We start from the raw sequence: 16,423 nt of genomic DNA, 5'->3' as shown, positions 1-16,423 counted from the left end.
CGCGTGCACCCCCCGACACGAATCCGCCCGCCGCGGTACAACCTCCGGCGGCGGCCGAGGAGTCCTACCGACATGAGCGGACAACGCACGGGCTGGCGCCGTGTCCTCCCCACCTGGCGCGCGGTGCTGGGCACCGTGCTGCTGTTCCTGCTGCTCGTCGTCGGCGGGATGCTCGCCGGCTACCTGCTCGTCGGCATCCCGCCGGCCAACAGCGCCGCCAAGGCCCAGAGCAACGTCTACCTCTACTCGGACGGCTCCGAGCTGGCCCACGACGGCGAGGTCAACCGGCAGAACGTCACCCTCAGCCAGATCCCCCGGTCCGTCCAGCAGGCCGTACTCGCCGCCGAGGACCGGGACTTCTACTCCGAGTCCGCAGTCGACCCCGCCGCGATGGTCCGGGCCGCCTGGAACACCCTGACCGGCAAGGGCAAGCAGTCCGGCTCCACCATCACCCAGCAGTACGTGAAGAACTACTACCTCGGCCAGGAACAGACCCTCACCCGCAAGGCCAAGGAGTTCTTCATCGCCATCAAGCTGGACCGCGAGGTGAGCAAGGACAACATCCTGGAGGGCTACCTCAACTCCAGCTACTACGGCCGCAACGCCTACGGCATCCAGGCCGCCGCCCGCTCCTACTACGGCCGCGACGCGGCGCAGCTGACCACCGCCCAGGGCGCCTATCTCGCGTCCCTCCTCAACGCCCCCAGCGCCTACGACCTCACCGCCCACCCCGAGAACCGGACGCGGGTGCTGGCGCGCTGGAACTACGTCCTGGACGGCATGGTCACGAAGAAGTGGCTCGGGCCCGCCGAGCGGGACGCGATGGAGTTCCCCGAGACGAAGCCCGCCAAACCGTCCCCCGGCCTGTCCGGCCAGCGCGGCTACCTCGTCGAGGCGGTCAAGAACTACCTCACCGACCACCACGTCCTCGACGAGGACACCCTGCGCGGCGGCGGCTACCGCATCACCACCAGCATCAGCAGGAAGCGCCAGAACGCCTTCGTCAAGGCGGTCGACACCCGGCTGATGGACCGGCTCGACGACTCCCGGGACGTCGACGGCTCCGTCCGGGCCGGCGGCGCCTCCATCGACCCCGCGAGCGGCCGGGTCGTCGCGCTCTACGGCGGTGTCGACTACGCCAAGCAGTACGTCAACGGCGCCACCCGCAGCGACTACCAGGTCGGCTCCACTTTCAAGCCGCTCGTCTTCGCCTCCGCCGTGCAGAACCGCTCCACCACCCAGGAGGGCACCCGGATCACCCCGAACACCGTCTACGACGGCACCAACAAGCGGATGACGGTCCGTCACGGCCGCCCCACCGGTTTCGCGCCCGCCAACGAGGACGACCGCTCCTACGGCCCGATCACCGTCACCGAGGCCACCGACAAGTCCGTCAACGCCGTCTACGCCCAGATGGGCATCGACGTCGGCCCGTCCAAGGTCAAAGCCACCGCCGTCGCCCTGGGCATCCCCGCCGACACCCCCAGCCTCGCCTCCTCGCAGGGCGCCGTCTCCCTGGGCACCGCCACCCCCAGCGTGCTGAGCATGACCCAGGCCTACGCCACCCTCGCCCACCACGGCACGCACCGCCCGTACACCCTCGTCGACAAGGTCACCAAGGACGACGAGGAGATCGAGCTGCCCGAACGCGAGGAGACCACCGCCGTCCCCCGGACCGCGGCCGACACCACCACCTCGATCCTGGAGAGCGTCGTCGACGGCGGCACCGGCACCGCCGCCCAGGGCGCCGGACGGCCCGCGGCCGGCAAGACCGGCACCGCCGAGAACGACAAGGCCGCCTGGTTCGCGGGCTACACCCCCGAACTCGCCACCGTCGTCGCCGTGCTGGGCCAGGACCCGGAGACCGCCGCACAGGTGCCGCTGTACGGCGCGGGCGGCCTGTCCCGGGTCAACGGCGGCGACTACCCCGCCCAGATCTGGGCCGACTACACCGCGGCCGCGCTGAACGGACGCCCGGTCCGCGGCTTCGACCTGCGGCTGGAGGCCGGGGCGGAGCCGTCCTCGCCCGCGCCGTCCGGCAGCGACTCGATGTCGCCCAGCGCCTCGGGCTCCCCGTCCACCGGCCCGAGCGACACCCCCACCGGGCCCGTACCGCCCACCTCCGCCCCCACCCGGCCGACCGCCCAACCGCCCACCTCCACCCTCCCGTCGGCGCCCGAGCCGAGCGCCCCGGCCACCGAGGGCTTCCCCACGGTGCAGCCGCAGAGCGAGGACCTGGAACGGCAGATGTGGCGCTGGGACGAGTGACGGCGCGCCGCCGTCCGGCCGTCAGTGCCCCGACGTCGCCTTGAGGCCGACCACCGCCACGAGCAGCAGACAGATGAAGAAGATCCGGGCCGCGGTGGCCGGTTCACCGAGCACCGCCATGCCCACCACCGCCGCCCCGGCCGCCCCGATGCCGACCCACACGCCGTAGGCGGTGCCGATCGGCAGGGTCCGGGCGGCGTACGAGAGCAGCAGCATGCTGGCGACGATGCCCGCGCCGGTGAACACACTGGGCCACAGCCGGGTGAAGCCGTCGGTGAACTTCATCCCGACCGACCAGCCGACCTCCAGCAGACCGGCGACCATGAGCAGCATCCAGGCCATGACGGCACCTCCGCGAAAGAGCTTCAACAGGGGTGCGTCGTCTTGTCCTGACCCGGTACGGCGCGTCTCGTCGGGTGTGTCCCGAGGCTAGCAAAGGGCAGCGGAACGGGCGGTGACCCCGGTCACCGCCCGCGAGAAACCCCGGCCGGGGGCGAGACGCCCAGTGGGCTACAGGTACAGCCCGGTCGAGTCCTCCGCGCCCTCCAGGCGCTCGGCGGCCACCGCGTGCAGATCGCGCTCCCGCATCAGCACGTAGGCCACCCCGCGCACCTCGACCTCGGCCCGGTCCTCCGGGTCGTACAGCACCCGGTCCCCGACCTCCACGGTCCGCACGTTCTGCCCGACCGCGACCACCTCGGCCCAGGCCAGGCGGCGGCCGACCGCCGCGGTCGCGGGAATGACGATGCCCCCCGTCGAGCGGCGCTCGCCCTCGGGGATGTCCGTCCGGACCAGCACACGGTCGTGCAGCATCCGGATCGGCAGCTTGTCGTGGGTGTCCTTGGTGTTATTCGGGCTCACGGCATGACCGTACCTGCCCGGCGACGCCCGGCACGCACCAAGGCCGCCCCGCGCACCGGGCCGCGGCGGCCCCGGGCCCTCCGGGCGTGATCCGCCGGACCGGCCCGTCGGAGGGAAGCTAGCTGCGCCGCCTGGCCCGCAGCGTCAGCAGGCCCACCAGGGCCACGCCGATCATCGCCACCGGAACGATCCGCTCCAGCCGCGGCGCCCCGTCCTCCGACACCAGCTGCGCCCGTACGTCCGTCACCGCGCGGTTGGCGGCCACATAGGCCCGCCCCGCCGTACGGTCCACGGCGGCCGCCGCCTTCGCCTTCGCGTCATCCATGATCGTCTTCGGGTGCAGCCGCACACCGATCTCGTCGAGCGTGACGGCGAGCTCCTGCCGCCTGCGGACGATGTCCGCCTCGATCTGCGCCGGGGTCCTGGCCTCCGCCACCGCGCTGCCTCCGTCGTCTCGCACCGATGCGTACGGGGACCGGGCACTCGGCCCCGTACGGAACCGGCCACCTGACGACCGCCGATTCGTAAGGGACAGTCTGTCAGCTCACACCCCCACGCGCCCCACAGCACCCCCGTTTCGCGCCGCCGGGACGCCCCCGGCCCCGCCCGCCGCCCCGGCTGGTTAGTGTCGGGGCGTACAGACCCAGCCCAAGGAGAGTCATGAGCGAGCGACTGCAGCCCGGCGACACCGCCCCGGCCTTCACCCTGCCCGACGCGGACGGCAAGCAGGTCTCGCTCGCCGACCACAAGGGCCGCAAGGTCATCGTCTACTTCTACCCGGCCGCCCTGACCCCCGGCTGCACCAAGCAGGCCTGCGACTTCACCGACAACCTCGACTTCCTCGCCGGCCACGGCTACGACGTCATCGGCATCTCCCCGGACAAGCCGGAGAAGCTCGCGAAGTTCCGCGAGAAGGAGGAGCTCAAGGTCACCCTGCTCGGCGACCCGGACAAGGCGGTCCTGGAGGCGTACGGCGCCTTCGGCGAGAAGAAGCTCTACGGCAAGACCGTCACCGGCGTCATCCGCTCCACCGTCATCCTCGACGAGGACGGCAAGGTCGAGCGCGCCCTCTACAACGTCAAGGCCACCGGCCACGTCGCCAAGATCATCAAGGACCTGGGGCTGTAGGACCTCACCGGCCCTGATCCGCCGGACCCTCCCCGGCCGCCGGCTCCGGCAGCGCCGCGTCCGGCAGTTCCAGCACCGCTTCGGCGCCGCCCCCGGCGGCGGCGCCGAAGTCCAGCCGCGCCCCCAGCACCTCCGCCTGGCCCGCCGCGATCGTCAGCCCCAGCCCGTGCCCGGTCCCCCGCTCCGGCGCCGCCGTACGGAACCGCCGCGGCCCCTCGGCACACAGATCCGCCGGATAGCCCGGACCGTGATCACGCACCACGATCCGCGACCCGGCCACCACCACCTCGATCGGCGGCTTGCCGTGCTTGGCCGCGTTCGCCAGCAGATTCACCAGCACCCGCTCCACCCGCCGGCGGTCCGTCTCCACGATCCGCGGCTCCCCCTCCACGGACACCGACACCTCGTCGGCCTCGTCGACCCCTCGCTGCCGCGCCGCCCGCTGCACGATCCCGCGCACCAGCGACGGCAGCTCACAGGCGTCCAGATCCGCCCGCTCCACGCCCGCGTCCAGCCGCGAGACCTCCAGCAGGTCCTCCACCAGCCGCCGCATCGCCTGCGCCCGGTCCCGCACCAGCTCCACCGCCCGCGGCTGCGGCAACAGCTCAGCCGCCGCCACCAGCCCGGCCACCGGCGTCCGCAGCTCATGCGCCACATCCGCGGTGAACTCCCGCTCCGCCTCCACCCGGGCCGCCAGCGACGTCGCCATGTGGTGCACACTGCGGCCCAACTCGGCCACCTCGTCCCGGCCATGACTCGCCAGCGCGTCCGCGTCCGGCGCCGCCCCCGCCGCGATCCGCCGCGCCGCCGCCGCACTCATCCGCAGCCGCCGCGACAGCCGCTGCGCCACGAACCACGACACCCCCGCCATCAGCGTGACCGTGCCGCACCCCGCGATCAGCAGCGCCCGGTCCAGCGCCACCTGCGCCGGATCGTCGTCCGGATACGCCGCCGACACCGACAGCGACTGCGACGGCCCGCTCCCGTCACCGCCGCCCACACCGGTCGCCGCCCACACCCGCGGGTCCTCCCCGCCGCTGACATACGTCCCCGACTGGTTCCGGAACACCGCCTTCCGCAACGGCGCCGGCAAGGTCGCGTCGTCCAGCTGCGCACCCAGCGCCAGCGTGCGGTCCCGCTCGTAGATCTGCAGCGCCGAACTCAACCGGTCGTCCTGATACGCCCGAGCCGACCGTTCGCGCTCCGCATCCGCTATGTGGTGCACGGCGAACCCGAGCACCACCACGGCCAGCGCCGTCATACACGAAATGGCCAGGGCGATCCGGCCTCGAATGCCCATCACGCGAGGTTGTACATCTCCGTCGTGTCCCCGAGCGGCGTCGACCCCTCGTACGTCACCTCCAGGCCGGTGAAGGCCAGCTCCCCACCGACCCGCCGCGGATCGAGCAGACGGAACGTGGCCGGGAAACCGGCATCCGCCCCCACCCCGGCATCGGACTTCTCCACCTGCACCACGCCGCTCCCCAACGCCTCCCGCGAACCGTAGACCTTCCACGTGATCGCGGTCGCCACCATCTCCGCGTCATCGCAGGTCAACGTGATGACATGCGGCTTGATCCCGGGCTTGCCGCGCCCGCACTCCCGGACCCCCGGCAGCCCCCCGGACTGCCTGCCGTCGTCCTTGACCTCCTGCACCGCCGACGTCTTCGGCGCGGCGTCCACCGCCGACGCCCGGTCCGGCGACTGCACGAACCACACCCCGCCGGCCGCCAGCGCCGTCACCACGACAAAGGCCGCCAACGCGGTACGCCCCCGAACCCAACGGGCCCCTTCGCGGTCCGTCATCACGCTCTCCTCCCGGGGACGACGCCCCGTACCCCCACAGCAAACACGAATGCCGCGTCCAGCGCTGCCACTCTCCCGCCCCCGCGACACAGGCTGATTGCTTGAACGCTGCAATGACCGCTCGGCTGTGTACCAGTCCTGTAACAAGGACTGCCGCACCCCTGGCGCTCCCCCGCCATGCCCCCTGCCACCACCCCGCCCTGCTGCCCCGGACGGCCCAGCCTCGGGTGACGTACCTCAATTCATCCGGCCAGAGTGGTTTGATCCGCGCTCCACTGCGCAGGCGCACCTGTCGTACTCCCACCGCGCACCGCGCGCTGACCGACCGAGAGGACCGCCTCGTGCCGACCGGCAGCACCGAAGCCGACGCCGCTCCCGAACAAGACCGGGAAGCGCTCAAGCGCCACCGGGTGCTCTTCCGTGCCGTCGCCAGGCGCCGGAACCCCAGACTGCGGCGCACCGACATCACCGTCACCGACGAGCGGGTCGTCAAACGCGCCGTGAAGGCCGCCGCACTCGGCAACGCCATGGAGTGGTTCGACTTCGGGATCTACAGCTATCTCGCGGTCACCATCGGCAAGGTCTTCTTCCCCGGCGGCAGCGACACCACCAGCCTGCTGTCGTCCTTCGCGACCTTCGCCGTGGCCTTCCTCGTACGCCCCCTCGGCGGCGCCTACTTCGGTCCTCTCGGCGACCGGATCGGCCGCAAGAAGGTACTCGCCCTCACCATGATCATGATGGCGCTGGGCACCCTCTGCATCGGGCTGATCCCGTCCTACGCCACCATCGGCTTCTGGTCGCCGGTCCTCCTCATCCTCTTCCGCCTCGTCCAGGGCTTCTCCACCGGCGGCGAGTACGGCGGCGCCTCCACCTTCATCGCCGAGTACGCCCCCGACAAGAAGCGCGGTTTCTACGGCAGCTTCCTGGAGATGGGCACCCTCATCGGCTACACCGGCGCCGCCGGCATCGTGCTGCTGCTCAACACCACCCTCGGCGACGAGGCGATGCTCAACTGGGGCTGGCGCCTGCCGTTCCTGATCGCCGGCCCGCTCGGCCTGGTCGGTCTCTACCTGCGGGTCAAGCTCGACGAGACCCCCGCCTTCCAGAAGTTCGAGGCCGCGCAGACCCACGGCAGTGGCAACTCCGCCGTCGAGACCGAGGCCGAGTTCTCCCACCTCTCCGAGAACGCCCCCAAGAAGAAGATCGGCGAGATCTTCACCCAGCAGTGGCCCACCCTCATCCTCTGCATCGCCCTGGTCGGCGCGTACAACATCACCGACTACATGCTGCTGTCGTACATGCCGACCTACCTGACGGACACCCTCCACTACGAGGAGTCCCACGGCCTGCTGATCCTCCTGGGCACCATGGCCGTCCTGATGTGCATCCTCAGCACCGTCGGCAAACTCAGCGACCACTACGGCCGCAAGCCCCTGCTGATGACCGGGATGCTCGGCTTCTTCGTCCTCGCGATCCCGGCCTTCCTCCTCGTCAAGCAGGGCAGCGTCCCCGCGGTCTGCGCCGGAATGGCCCTCCTCGGCCTCTCCCTGGTCTGCCTCCTGGGCACCATGTCCGCGGCGCTGCCCGCCCTCTTCCCCACCAACGTCCGCTACGGCTCCCTCTCCATCGGCTACAACCTGGCCGTCTCCCTCTTCGGCGGCACCACCCCCCTGGTGATCACCGCCCTGATGGACGTCTTCGACAAGAACGTGATGGTCCCCGCCTACTACACGATGGGCGCCGCCCTCGTCGGCGTCATCGCCGTCGCCTGCATGAAGGAAACCGCCCAGCAGCCCCTCGAAGGCTCCCCGCCCTCCGTGGCCACCAAGGAAGAAGCCGTCGAACTCATCGAGGCCCAGACCGCGGAACCCCGCTTCTGACCACCACCCACCCCCCTCTGCAGGCCCCGGGAACCCCCTCCCCGGGGCCTGCAGCCTTTTCCCGGCCCGCTTGCCGCCACGACCGTAACCGGCCCTGCATTCGATCGTTGTTCTGTTCGAGAGGCGCATGGGGGGGACCTGGTGCGCGGGACGGGGGGAATCATGCCGGTCAAGTACGCACCCGAGCGGCTTGCCGAGGCCGCAGCCGCCTGCACGTCGTTCGACGACGCGGTGCGATGGTTCGGCGGGACACCGACGCCCGGCAGCAGACGCCATCTGCGCGCAAAAATGCGGGAAGCAGGCGTCGACACCGCGCACTTCGCTCCCCCTGGCGTACGGCACACCGAAGCCCGGCTCCGTGAGCTGGTGGCCTGCTCGCACAGCATCGCCGAAGTCGTACGCCGCCTCGGCATCAGCCCGGTCGGTGGAAACCACGCACATATCGGCAGGCGCATCGCCGAACTGGGCATCGACACCTCGCACTTCACCGCAACGCCCCGCCTACGCGCCAAGAGCGCCAGGCGCGACCCTCTGGTTCTCGGCTCGCCGGCCGACGGCCGCACTGGAGGCGAGCGCCTGCGCAAGAACCTGCTGCGCCGGGGAGTTCCGGAGCGGTGTGCAATGTGCGGCACGGGTACGGAATGGAACGGCAAGCCGCTGCGCCTGGAAGTCGACCATTGCAACGGTGACTGGTGGGACAACCGCCCGGCCAACCTGCGCTTGCTGTGCCCCAACTGCCATGCGGTGACCGACACGTACCGCGGTCGCAAGCTTCGGCGGAAGTGACGTTCCGGCCATGGCCCGGCGCACCGCCTACACCCGCGACCTGCTGACCCGTACGGCCGCGGCCTCCACCAGTCTGGTCGATATGATGCGCCGCCTCGACGCGCCGTTGGGCAGCGGCCCGCGCAGATACCTGCGCGGGCGGTTGGAGCACTACGGCATCGACACCGGGCACTTCGTCGACGAGCCGCTGCCACGCCGCCGGCATCGTTCGTACACCGCGGCGCTGCTCACCGAGGCCGCCTCACAGTCCCACAGCATCCGGGAAATGCTGGAGTACATGGAGGTTCCGCCCTACGACAGCGCGTACACGCACCTCCGCAGGAAGCTGGACCAATTCGGCATCGACACCTCCCACTTCACCCGTCCCCGGTATGCCTCTTCCCTGCCCTCACGCGGCGAACTGAAGCGGGCCGTGGCCTCATCACAGAGCCTCGCCGGAGTCCTCGCGCGCCTCGCCCTCACCGACAACGGCACCTCACGAAGAGCCGTGAAGCGCGGTATCGAGGCATACGGTCTGTCGACCGAGCACTTCACAGGGCAGGGCCACCGGCGAGGGCTTCCCTCCCCGAACCGCAGGTCGGCCGACCACATCCTGCGGCAGCGCGCACCGGGTTCCCGACGCGAGAGAACGACATTCTTACGCCGCGCCCTCGATGAGAAGAACGTGCCCCGGCGGTGCACCGAGTGCGGCCTCGGGGACACCTGGCAGGGCAAGCGGCTCGTCCTGGAGATCGACCATGTCAGCGGTGACCGGCTGGACAACCGGCTGAAGAACCTGCGCTACCTGTGTCCCTCGTGCCACAGCCAGACGACGGGTTTCTCTCGCGGGTCGGCGCACCCGGCCATCCCCGCACAGCCGCGTGGCCGGACACAGTAAGGTAGGCGCGCGGGCCCGTACCCCAGCTGGCCAAGAGGGCGCCGGTTTAGGTCCGGTGTGTCGTGGGTTCGAGTCCCACCGGGCCCACCAATGCAGACGGCCTCCCCGCCATCGGACAGGGGAGGCCGTTTTCGTGCATACGGCCCGCCTCAACCCAACAACTCCCGCACCACCGGCGCCAGCGCCCGGAAGGCCTGGCCGCGGTGGCTGATGGCGTTCTTTTCGGCGGGGGTCAGTTCGGCGCAGGTGCGGGTGTCGCCGTGGGGCTGGAGGATGGGGTCGTAGCCGAAGCCGCCGGTGCCGGTGGGGGTGTGGCGGAGGGTGCCTTCGAGGGTGCCCTCGACGACGCGTTCGGTGCCGTCGGGGAGGGCGAGGGCGGCGGCGCAGGCGAAGTGGGCGGCGCGGTGTTCGTCGGCGATGTCGCCGAGCTGGGCCAGGAGCAGGGTGAGGTTGGCCTGGTCGTCGCCGTGGGTGCCGGCCCAGCGGGCGGAGAAGATGCCGGGCGCGCCGCCGAGGACGTCGACACAGAGGCCGGAGTCGTCGGCGACGGCGGGGTAGCCGGTGGCCCGGGCGAGGGCGTGGGCCTTGAGGAGGGCGTTCTCGGCGAAGGTGACGCCCGTTTCCCTGACGTCGGGGACGTCGGGGTAGGCGTCGGCGCCGACGAGTTCGATGTCGAGGTCGGCCGCGTCGAGGATGGCGCGGAGTTCGCTGACCTTGCCGGCGTTGCGGGTGGCGAGGATGAGGCGGCGGGGGTGTGCGGAGGGGCCGCCGGTGTGAGTCTGCATGGCCCCGATTATCCCGGCTATCCCGGGGTGCAGATCTTGGTCATCTCGCCGGTGCCGTCGACGATCGGCTGGATGTCGGGGGCCTTGTTGTCGTCGAGGTCCTTGCGGGCGGCCTTGATGCCGTCGTTCGCCTTGTCGATGGCCTTGGACAGCTCCGGGTCGCTGGCGTCCTTGCTGAGCTTGCGCAGGTTGGTGTCGATGTCGTCGAGCGCCTGCTGGGTCTTCTGGGGGTCGTTGACGGCGTTGTCGGCGGCCTTCTGGAGCTTGTCGACGGCGTCGACGACGGAGGAGGCGGTGTTGGCGCAGTCCATGGCCTTCTCGACCGCTCCGCAGCCGGAGAGCAGCGGTATCGCGAGGGTGGCGGCGGCCAGCGCGACGAGTGCGGTGGCGGCGGGGCGGCGCTGCGGGAGCGAACGGCGGGCCATGGGGCGGGTTCCTTCCTTTGGCAATGTGCGGGCAAAGGAAGAAACGCGGGGCGGGGTTGTTTTGGTTGCGCGCAGCCGCGATTTCCGTCGGCGGCGGATGGGCGCGGCCCTCTCCCGGCACCCTCCGTCAGAGCAGGCCGGTGCGGGTGAGGAGCATGGCGAGGACGAGGACCAGGGTCCAGCCGAGGAGGTGCTCCAGGAGCCGGGAGTCGTCCTTGGGCCCGCCGGTGCGGGCGCGGGTGCGGGGCGCGGTGGCAGCGGTGGTGGACATGGGGTCCACAGTGCGGGTGCCGCGGTGGCTTTTCCAGAGGGGGCGGGCCTGGTGAGAAGAGGGTCACAGGGGGGTTCCGGGGCCTCCCCCTGTGGGTGGTGATGTCATGCGGTGGGCGGCGGGCTCCCAGCCCTCAGCGGCCGCGCACTCCGGGCGCTCGGCAGCGCCACCCGCCGGGTGCCCGGCGGCCCCGCGCCCGGGGACTCAGCGGCCCCGCCCACGCGGCGCCCGCCCGGCCACCGACGCCCCGTCTCTCAGAGCGTCCCGGCCAGTGCCGCCCGCTGGGCGCCGTCGAGTTCGGCGCAGCCGGCGACGGCGAGGTCGAGGAGGGCGTTGAGTTCCTCGCGGGCGAAGGGCTCGGCCTCGGCGGTGCCCTGGACCTCGACGAAGCGGCCGTCGCCGGTGCAGACGACGTTCATGTCGGTCTCGGCGCGGACGTCTTCCTCGTAGCAGAGGTCGAGGAGGGGGGTGCCGTCGACGATGCCGACGCTGACGGCGGAGACGGTGCCGGTCAGCGGCTTGCGGCCGTGCTTGATGAGCTTCTTGCCCTGGGCCCAGGTGATGGCGTCGGCGAGGGCGACGTAGGCGCCGGTGATGGCGGCGGTGCGGGTGCCGCCGTCGGCCTGGAGGACATCGCAGTCCAGGACGATGGTGTTCTCGCCGAGGGCCTTGTAGTCGATGACGGCGCGCAGGGAGCGGCCGATGAGGCGGCTGATCTCGTGGGTGCGGCCGCCGATCTTGCCGCGTACGGATTCGCGGTCGCCGCGGGTGTTGGTGGAGCGGGGCAGCATCGAGTACTCGGCGGTGACCCAGCCCTCGCCGGTGCCCTTGCGCCAGCGCGGGACGCCTTCGGTGACGGATGCGGTGCAGAAGACCTTGGTGTCGCCGAAGGAGACGAGGACGGAGCCTTCGGCGTGCTTGCTCCAGCCGCGTTCGATGGTGACCGGGCGGAGTTGTTCGGGGGTGCGGCCGTCGATGCGAGACATGGCACAGACCCTATCGGGAACGGCGAGGGCCCCACTCCGGGGCGGTGGGCGTCCGGTGCGGGGCCTTCGGGGTGAGCGGGGGTCAGCTCACATCATGTCTTCGATCTCGGCGGCGATGGGGTCGGCGTCGGTGCCGATGACGACCTGGATCGCGGTGCCCATCTTGACGACGCCGTGGGCGCCGGCGGCCTTGAGGGCGGCCTCGTCGACGAGGGAGGAGTCGACGACCTCGGTGCGGAGGCGGGTGATGCAGCCCTCGACCTCCTCGATGTTGTCGAGTCCGCCGAGCCCGGCGACGATCTTCTCAGCCTTGGTGGCCATGTCCACTCCTGCTTGTCTCGGCCGCCGGCGGTTCCGCCGCGCGGTTTTCACACCGTAACGCACGTTCAGCCCAACTATGTGGGCGTTTGTCCGCTGTCTGACGAAGGATGGCGATCACCGGAGTGCGCGCGGACGGCCGGAGGAACGGCCGCGGCACGCACCCCTAAGTGGTCTACACCACCAGTATGCGGCAAGCACCAGGTCGGTTGTCGACGGGCCGACCGCCGGGAGGACAGCGATGAGTTCGGACGCAGCGGCGGCACCGGGGAACCGATGGGCGTCGAACCTCTTCCAGGGCTTGCAGAAGATGGGGCGCAGTCTGCAGCTGCCGATCGCCGTCCTGCCCGCGGCGGGCATTCTCAACCGTCTTGGCCAGCCGGATGTGTTCGGCGCCGACGGGCTGGGCTGGGACGCCGTCGGCAAGGTCTTCGCCGCCGCGGGCGGTGCGCTGCTGGACTCGGGGCTCGGTCTGCCGCTGCTGTTCTGCATCGGCGTGGCGATCGGGATGGCCAAGAAGTCGGACGGGTCGACGGCGCTGGCGGCGGTGACCGGCTTCCTCGTCTACTTCTCGGTGCTGCACGCGTTCCCGTCGGGCTGCGGTCCGGGCCAGGCGTACACCCAGGCGGGCCTGTGGAGCGGCGTGTGCCTGGACAAGACCGAGACGGTCACCCAGGCGGAGTTCCAGAATCCGGGGGTGTTCGGCGGCATCGTCATGGGGTTTCTGACCGCGTGGCTCTGGCAGCGCTTCCACCGGGTGCGGCTGGTGGACTGGCTGGGGTTCTTCAACGGGCGGCGGCTGGTCCCGATCATCATGGCCTTCGTCGGCCTGGTCTTCGCGGTGCTGTGCCTGTTCGTCTGGCAGCCGGTCGGTGACGCACTGACGAGCTTCAGTGAGTGGCTGTCAGGACTGGGGGCGTGGGGCTCCGGGGTCTTCGGCGTCGCGAACCGCGCGCTGCTGGTGATCGGCCTGCACCAGTTCCTGAACACCTTCGTCTGGTTCCAGTTCGGCAGCTTCACCAAGCCGGACGGCACGGTCGTGCACGGCGACATCAACCGGTTCCTGGCGGGCGATCCGGACGCCGGGCAGTTCACCACCGGCTTCTTCCCGATCATGATGTTCGCGCTGCCCGCGGCGGCACTGGCGATCGCGCACTGCGCCAAGCCGCACCGCCGCAAGGAGATCGCGGGCATGATGCTGTCGGTCGGCCTGACCTCGTTCGTGACGGGGGTGACCGAGCCGATCGAGTACTCGTTCCTGTTCGTCGCGCCGGTGCTGTACGTGCTGCACGCGGTGCTGACGGGCGTCTCGATGGCGGTGAGCTGGGCGCTGGGCGTGCACGACAGCTTCAGCTTCTCGGCGGGTCTGATCGACTACGTCATCAACTGGGGGCTGGCCACCAAACCCTGGCTGATCATTCCGATCGGCCTGTGTTTCGGGGTGGTCTACTACGTCCTCTTCCGCTTCCTCATCACGGCGTTCAACCTGGCGACGCCGGGCCGTGAGCCGGATGAGGTGGGGGACGCGATGGAGCAGGAGAACGTGAAGTAGGAGCGGCGCCGGGCAGGCGCGGGAGGGGCCGAGCCGGCCACCGTCCGGCCCGGTGCGACAGGGCCCGCCGGCCCCTGGGTCCTGTGATCCGGGGGCCGGTCGTCGTGTGGTCCACACCACTTGGAAGAATGGATTCCTTTATGTCAGGACTACGTGCTAAGAATGGTCTAAACCACTAGTGGTGTAGACCAAGGTGCAGTCCAAGCGCGGGCAGTCCCCCTTCGAGCGCCCGCCTCACCAGGAGGAATCCGATGAGTTCGGCCACCGCCACGAAGGCGGCTCCCGCGAAGAAGCGGGGCTCCGGCCTGTTCCAGGGCCTGCAGAAGATCGGCCGCAGTCTCCAGCTGCCGATCGCCGTCCTGCCCGCCGCGGGCATCCTGAACCGCCTCGGCCAGGACGACGTGTTCGGCGAGAAGGGCCTGGGCTGGATCGCCGTCAGCAAGGTCTTCGCGGCGGCCGGCGGCGCGGTCTTCGACAACCTGCCGATGCTGTTCTGCATAGGCGTCGCCATCGGCTTCGCGAAGAAGTCCGATGGCTCCACGGCGCTCGCCGCCCTGGTCGGCTTCCTGGTCTACAGCAATGTCCTCAAGGCGTTCCCGGTCGAGGAAGGCCACATCGAGAAGGGCGAGTGGGTCGAGCCGGTCCTCAACAACCCCGGCGTCCTCGGCGGCATCGTCATGGGCCTGCTCGCCGCGGTCCTGTGGCAGCGCTACCACCGCAAGAAGCTGGTGGACTGGCTGGGCTTCTTCAACGGCCGCCGGCTGGTCCCGATCATCATGGCCTTCGTGGGCACCGCCGTCGGCGTGCTCTTCCTGCTGGTCTGGGAGCCCATCGGCGACGCGATCTCCGCCTTCGGCGAGTGGATGACCGGCCTGGGCGCGGCCGGCGCCGGACTCTTCGGTCTGATCAACCGCGCACTGCTGCCGATCGGCATGCACCAGTTCGTCAACACCGTCTCGTGGTTCCAGCTCGGCGACTTCACCGACGCCGCGGGCAAGGTCGCGCACGGCGACATCGGCCGCTTCTTCGCCGGTGACCCGACCGCCGGGCAGTTCATGTCGGGCTTCTTCCCGATCATGATGTTCGGCCTGCCGGCCGCCGCTCTCGCCATCGCGCACGCCGCCCGCCCCGAGCGCCGCAAGGCCGTCCTGGGCATGATGATCTCGCTCGCGCTGACCTCCTTCGTCTGCGGTATCACCGAGCCGATCGAGTTCTCGTTCATGTTCATCGCGCCGGTGCTCTACGCGATCCACGCGGTGCTGACCGCCCTGTCCATGGCGCTCACCTGGGCGCTGGGGGTGCACGACGGCTTCACCTTCTCCGCCGGCTTCATCGACTACGCGCTGAACTGGAACCTGGCCACCAAGCCCTGGATGATCATCCCGATCGGCCTGGTCTTCGCGGCCGTCTACTACACGCTGTTCCGCTTCGCGATCAGCAAGTTCAACCTCACCACCCCGGGCCGGGAGCCCGAGGAAGAGGTCGAGGACCTGACGAAGGCGTAGCCCGCGCGGGCACCGCACGCACCGGGCCCCGGAACCGCACCACGGTTCCGGGGCCCTGTGCCGTCGTCGCGCCGGGCACGCCGCCCGGCCTCACACCTCGTAGACGGCCCCCGCCTTGGCCGCCTCGACCGGGCCGTCGTAGGCCTTCTGGGCGTCGCGGATGCTGATGTCCGGGTCGGTCCACGGCGGGATGTGGGTCAGCACCAGCCGGCCCACGCCGGCCCGCCGGGCGGTCTCGCCGGCCTCCCGGCCGTTGAGGTGCAGGTCCGGGATGTCTTCCTTGCCGTACGTGAAGGACGCCTCGCACAGGAAGAGGTCGGCGCCCTCGGCGAGCGACTCCAGCGCCTCGCAGGGGCCGGTGTCCCCGGAGTACGTCAGGCTCCGGCCGCCGTGCTCGATGCGGAAGCCGAAGGCCTCCACCGGGTGGCTGACGTGTTCCGTACGGATCGTGAACGGCCCGATGGTGAAGGTGCCGGGCGTCAGGGTGCGGAAGTCGAAGACCTCGCTCATCGCGCCGTCGTGCGGCACATCGGCGTGGGCGACGGTCAGCCGCCGCTCGGTGCCCTCCGGTCCGTAGACCGGCATCGGCGCACAACGCCCGCCGTCCGGGCGGTAGTAGCGGACGACGAAATAGCCGCACAAATCGATGCAGTGGTCTGCATGAAGATGCGACAGCAGCACGGCATCCAGGTCATAGAGTCCGGCGTGGCGCTGCAGCTCGCCCAGGGCGCCGTTGCCCATGTCGAGGAGCAGCCTGAAGCCGTCGGCCTCCAGGAGGTAGCTCGAGCAGGCCGATTCCATGGAAGGGAACGACCCGGAGCATCCGACGACAGTGAGCTTCATACGGGCGTGAACCTCCGTGGGCGTGGGCGGCGGTCTGGGGCCTCCCCCGCTCGAACGCTGCGGAAGCTCGGGGAAGGGTCCGTGCGGGGTGCCCGGCGGTCGCTGCCGGGGTGGTGCCGGGTCCTTGACGGT

The 16,423-nt window shown here is 70.6% G+C and carries 18 protein-coding genes, 1 tRNA gene and 1 riboswitch; of the genes, 8 read left to right on the top strand and 11 right to left on the bottom strand.

From position 1 onward, the window contains the following. Positions 1–72: 72 nt before the first annotated feature. Positions 73–2,268, top strand: a complete 2,196-nt coding sequence (locus ACGFN2_RS24080) for a transglycosylase domain-containing protein (RefSeq protein ID WP_393363673.1) — start codon at positions 73–75, stop codon at positions 2,266–2,268. Between the two features lie 21 nt (positions 2,269–2,289). Here the strand turns inward: ACGFN2_RS24080 and ACGFN2_RS24075 are convergent, their stop codons facing one another. The 3 genes from ACGFN2_RS24075 to ACGFN2_RS24065 form a co-directional block, all read right to left on the bottom strand. Continuing rightward, positions 2,290–2,610 (bottom strand): multidrug efflux SMR transporter, encoded by a 321-nt coding sequence (locus ACGFN2_RS24075; protein WP_362605090.1) that lies wholly within the window; start codon positions 2,608–2,610, stop codon positions 2,290–2,292. 31 nt (positions 2,611–2,641) lie between these two features. Continuing rightward, positions 2,642–2,714, bottom strand: a riboswitch (guanidine-III (ykkC-III) riboswitch). Positions 2,715–2,778: 64 nt separating this feature from the next. Continuing rightward, entirely contained in the window at positions 2,779–3,081 is a 303-nt protein-coding gene (locus ACGFN2_RS24070; protein WP_042155576.1) for a co-chaperone GroES, read from the bottom strand. Positions 3,082–3,247: 166 nt separating this feature from the next. After that, entirely contained in the window at positions 3,248–3,565 is a 318-nt protein-coding gene (locus tag ACGFN2_RS24065) for a DUF3618 domain-containing protein (RefSeq protein ID WP_362605204.1), read from the bottom strand. A 224-nt stretch (positions 3,566–3,789) separates the two neighbouring features. On the opposite strand from ACGFN2_RS24065, the gene bcp reads away from it, so the two are divergent. Next, a complete protein-coding gene (bcp, locus tag ACGFN2_RS24060) occupies positions 3,790–4,257 on the top strand; it encodes a thioredoxin-dependent thiol peroxidase (RefSeq protein WP_362605088.1) in 468 nt (155 codons plus the stop codon). Positions 4,258–4,261: 4 nt separating this feature from the next. On the opposite strand, the gene ACGFN2_RS24055 is transcribed toward bcp, so the two are convergent. Together ACGFN2_RS24055 and ACGFN2_RS24050 are read right to left on the bottom strand one after the other, a co-directional pair. Continuing rightward, positions 4,262–5,557: a sensor histidine kinase gene (locus ACGFN2_RS24055; protein ID WP_393363669.1), complete on the bottom strand. Its 1,296-nt coding sequence runs from the start codon at positions 5,555–5,557 to the stop codon at positions 4,262–4,264. After that, a complete protein-coding gene (locus tag ACGFN2_RS24050; protein ID WP_362605084.1) occupies positions 5,557–6,063 on the bottom strand; it encodes a hypothetical protein in 507 nt (168 codons plus the stop codon). The genes ACGFN2_RS24055 and ACGFN2_RS24050 overlap by 1 nt, the downstream gene beginning before the upstream one ends. A gap of 341 nt (positions 6,064–6,404) precedes the next feature. On the opposite strand from ACGFN2_RS24050, the gene ACGFN2_RS24045 reads away from it, so the two are divergent. From ACGFN2_RS24045 to ACGFN2_RS24030, 4 genes are all read left to right on the top strand, one after another. Further along, positions 6,405–7,943 (top strand): MFS transporter, encoded by a 1,539-nt coding sequence (locus ACGFN2_RS24045; protein ID WP_362605083.1) that lies wholly within the window; start codon positions 6,405–6,407, stop codon positions 7,941–7,943. Positions 7,944–8,105: 162 nt separating this feature from the next. Further along, on the top strand, positions 8,106–8,729 hold the full coding sequence (locus tag ACGFN2_RS24040; RefSeq protein ID WP_393363666.1) for an HNH endonuclease signature motif containing protein: 624 nt from the start codon (positions 8,106–8,108) through the stop codon (positions 8,727–8,729). Positions 8,730–8,739: 10 nt separating this feature from the next. Beyond that, on the top strand, positions 8,740–9,606 hold the full coding sequence (locus tag ACGFN2_RS24035) for an HNH endonuclease signature motif containing protein (protein ID WP_393363663.1): 867 nt from the start codon (positions 8,740–8,742) through the stop codon (positions 9,604–9,606). Between the two features lie 11 nt (positions 9,607–9,617). Further along, positions 9,618–9,696: transfer RNA gene (locus tag ACGFN2_RS24030), tRNA-Leu, on the top strand. 59 nt (positions 9,697–9,755) lie between these two features. Here ACGFN2_RS24030 and rdgB read toward each other — a convergent pair. The 5 genes from rdgB to ACGFN2_RS24005 form a co-directional block, all read right to left on the bottom strand. Then, a complete protein-coding gene (rdgB, locus tag ACGFN2_RS24025) occupies positions 9,756–10,391 on the bottom strand; it encodes an RdgB/HAM1 family non-canonical purine NTP pyrophosphatase (protein WP_362605080.1) in 636 nt (211 codons plus the stop codon). 17 nt (positions 10,392–10,408) lie between these two features. Beyond that, the gene (locus ACGFN2_RS24020; protein ID WP_393363660.1) at positions 10,409–10,816 is read right to left on the bottom strand and encodes a hypothetical protein; all 408 of its coding nucleotides are present in this window, start codon (positions 10,814–10,816) and stop codon (positions 10,409–10,411) included. Between the two features lie 127 nt (positions 10,817–10,943). Beyond that, complete coding sequence (locus ACGFN2_RS24015) at positions 10,944–11,087, bottom strand: SCO1431 family membrane protein (RefSeq protein ID WP_362605076.1); 144 nt, start codon at positions 11,085–11,087, stop codon at positions 10,944–10,946. Between the two features lie 254 nt (positions 11,088–11,341). Further along, positions 11,342–12,073, bottom strand: coding sequence for a ribonuclease PH (gene rph / locus ACGFN2_RS24010; protein ID WP_362605074.1), 732 nt, complete (start codon positions 12,071–12,073; stop codon positions 11,342–11,344). 87 nt (positions 12,074–12,160) lie between these two features. Beyond that, on the bottom strand, positions 12,161–12,400 hold the full coding sequence (locus tag ACGFN2_RS24005) for a PTS glucose/sucrose transporter subunit IIB (protein WP_362605073.1): 240 nt from the start codon (positions 12,398–12,400) through the stop codon (positions 12,161–12,163). A 232-nt stretch (positions 12,401–12,632) separates the two neighbouring features. Between ACGFN2_RS24005 and ACGFN2_RS24000 the strand changes: the two genes are divergently transcribed. Beyond that, positions 12,633–13,943: a PTS transporter subunit EIIC gene (locus ACGFN2_RS24000; RefSeq protein ID WP_393363655.1), complete on the top strand. Its 1,311-nt coding sequence runs from the start codon at positions 12,633–12,635 to the stop codon at positions 13,941–13,943. Between the two features lie 251 nt (positions 13,944–14,194). After that, positions 14,195–15,448 (top strand): PTS transporter subunit EIIC, encoded by a 1,254-nt coding sequence (locus ACGFN2_RS23995; RefSeq protein ID WP_362605069.1) that lies wholly within the window; start codon positions 14,195–14,197, stop codon positions 15,446–15,448. Between the two features lie 90 nt (positions 15,449–15,538). On the opposite strand, the gene ACGFN2_RS23990 is transcribed toward ACGFN2_RS23995, so the two are convergent. Next, entirely contained in the window at positions 15,539–16,291 is a 753-nt protein-coding gene (locus ACGFN2_RS23990; protein WP_362605068.1) for an MBL fold metallo-hydrolase, read from the bottom strand. Between the last annotated feature and the right edge of the window lie 132 nt (positions 16,292–16,423).

Source organism: Streptomyces sp. NPDC048612 (assembly GCF_043199295.1).
Taxonomy (GTDB): Bacteria; Actinomycetota; Actinomycetes; order Streptomycetales; family Streptomycetaceae; genus Streptomyces.
The sequence above is the reverse complement of the archived record's forward strand: the minus strand, read 5'-3'. Positions and strand labels throughout refer to the sequence as shown.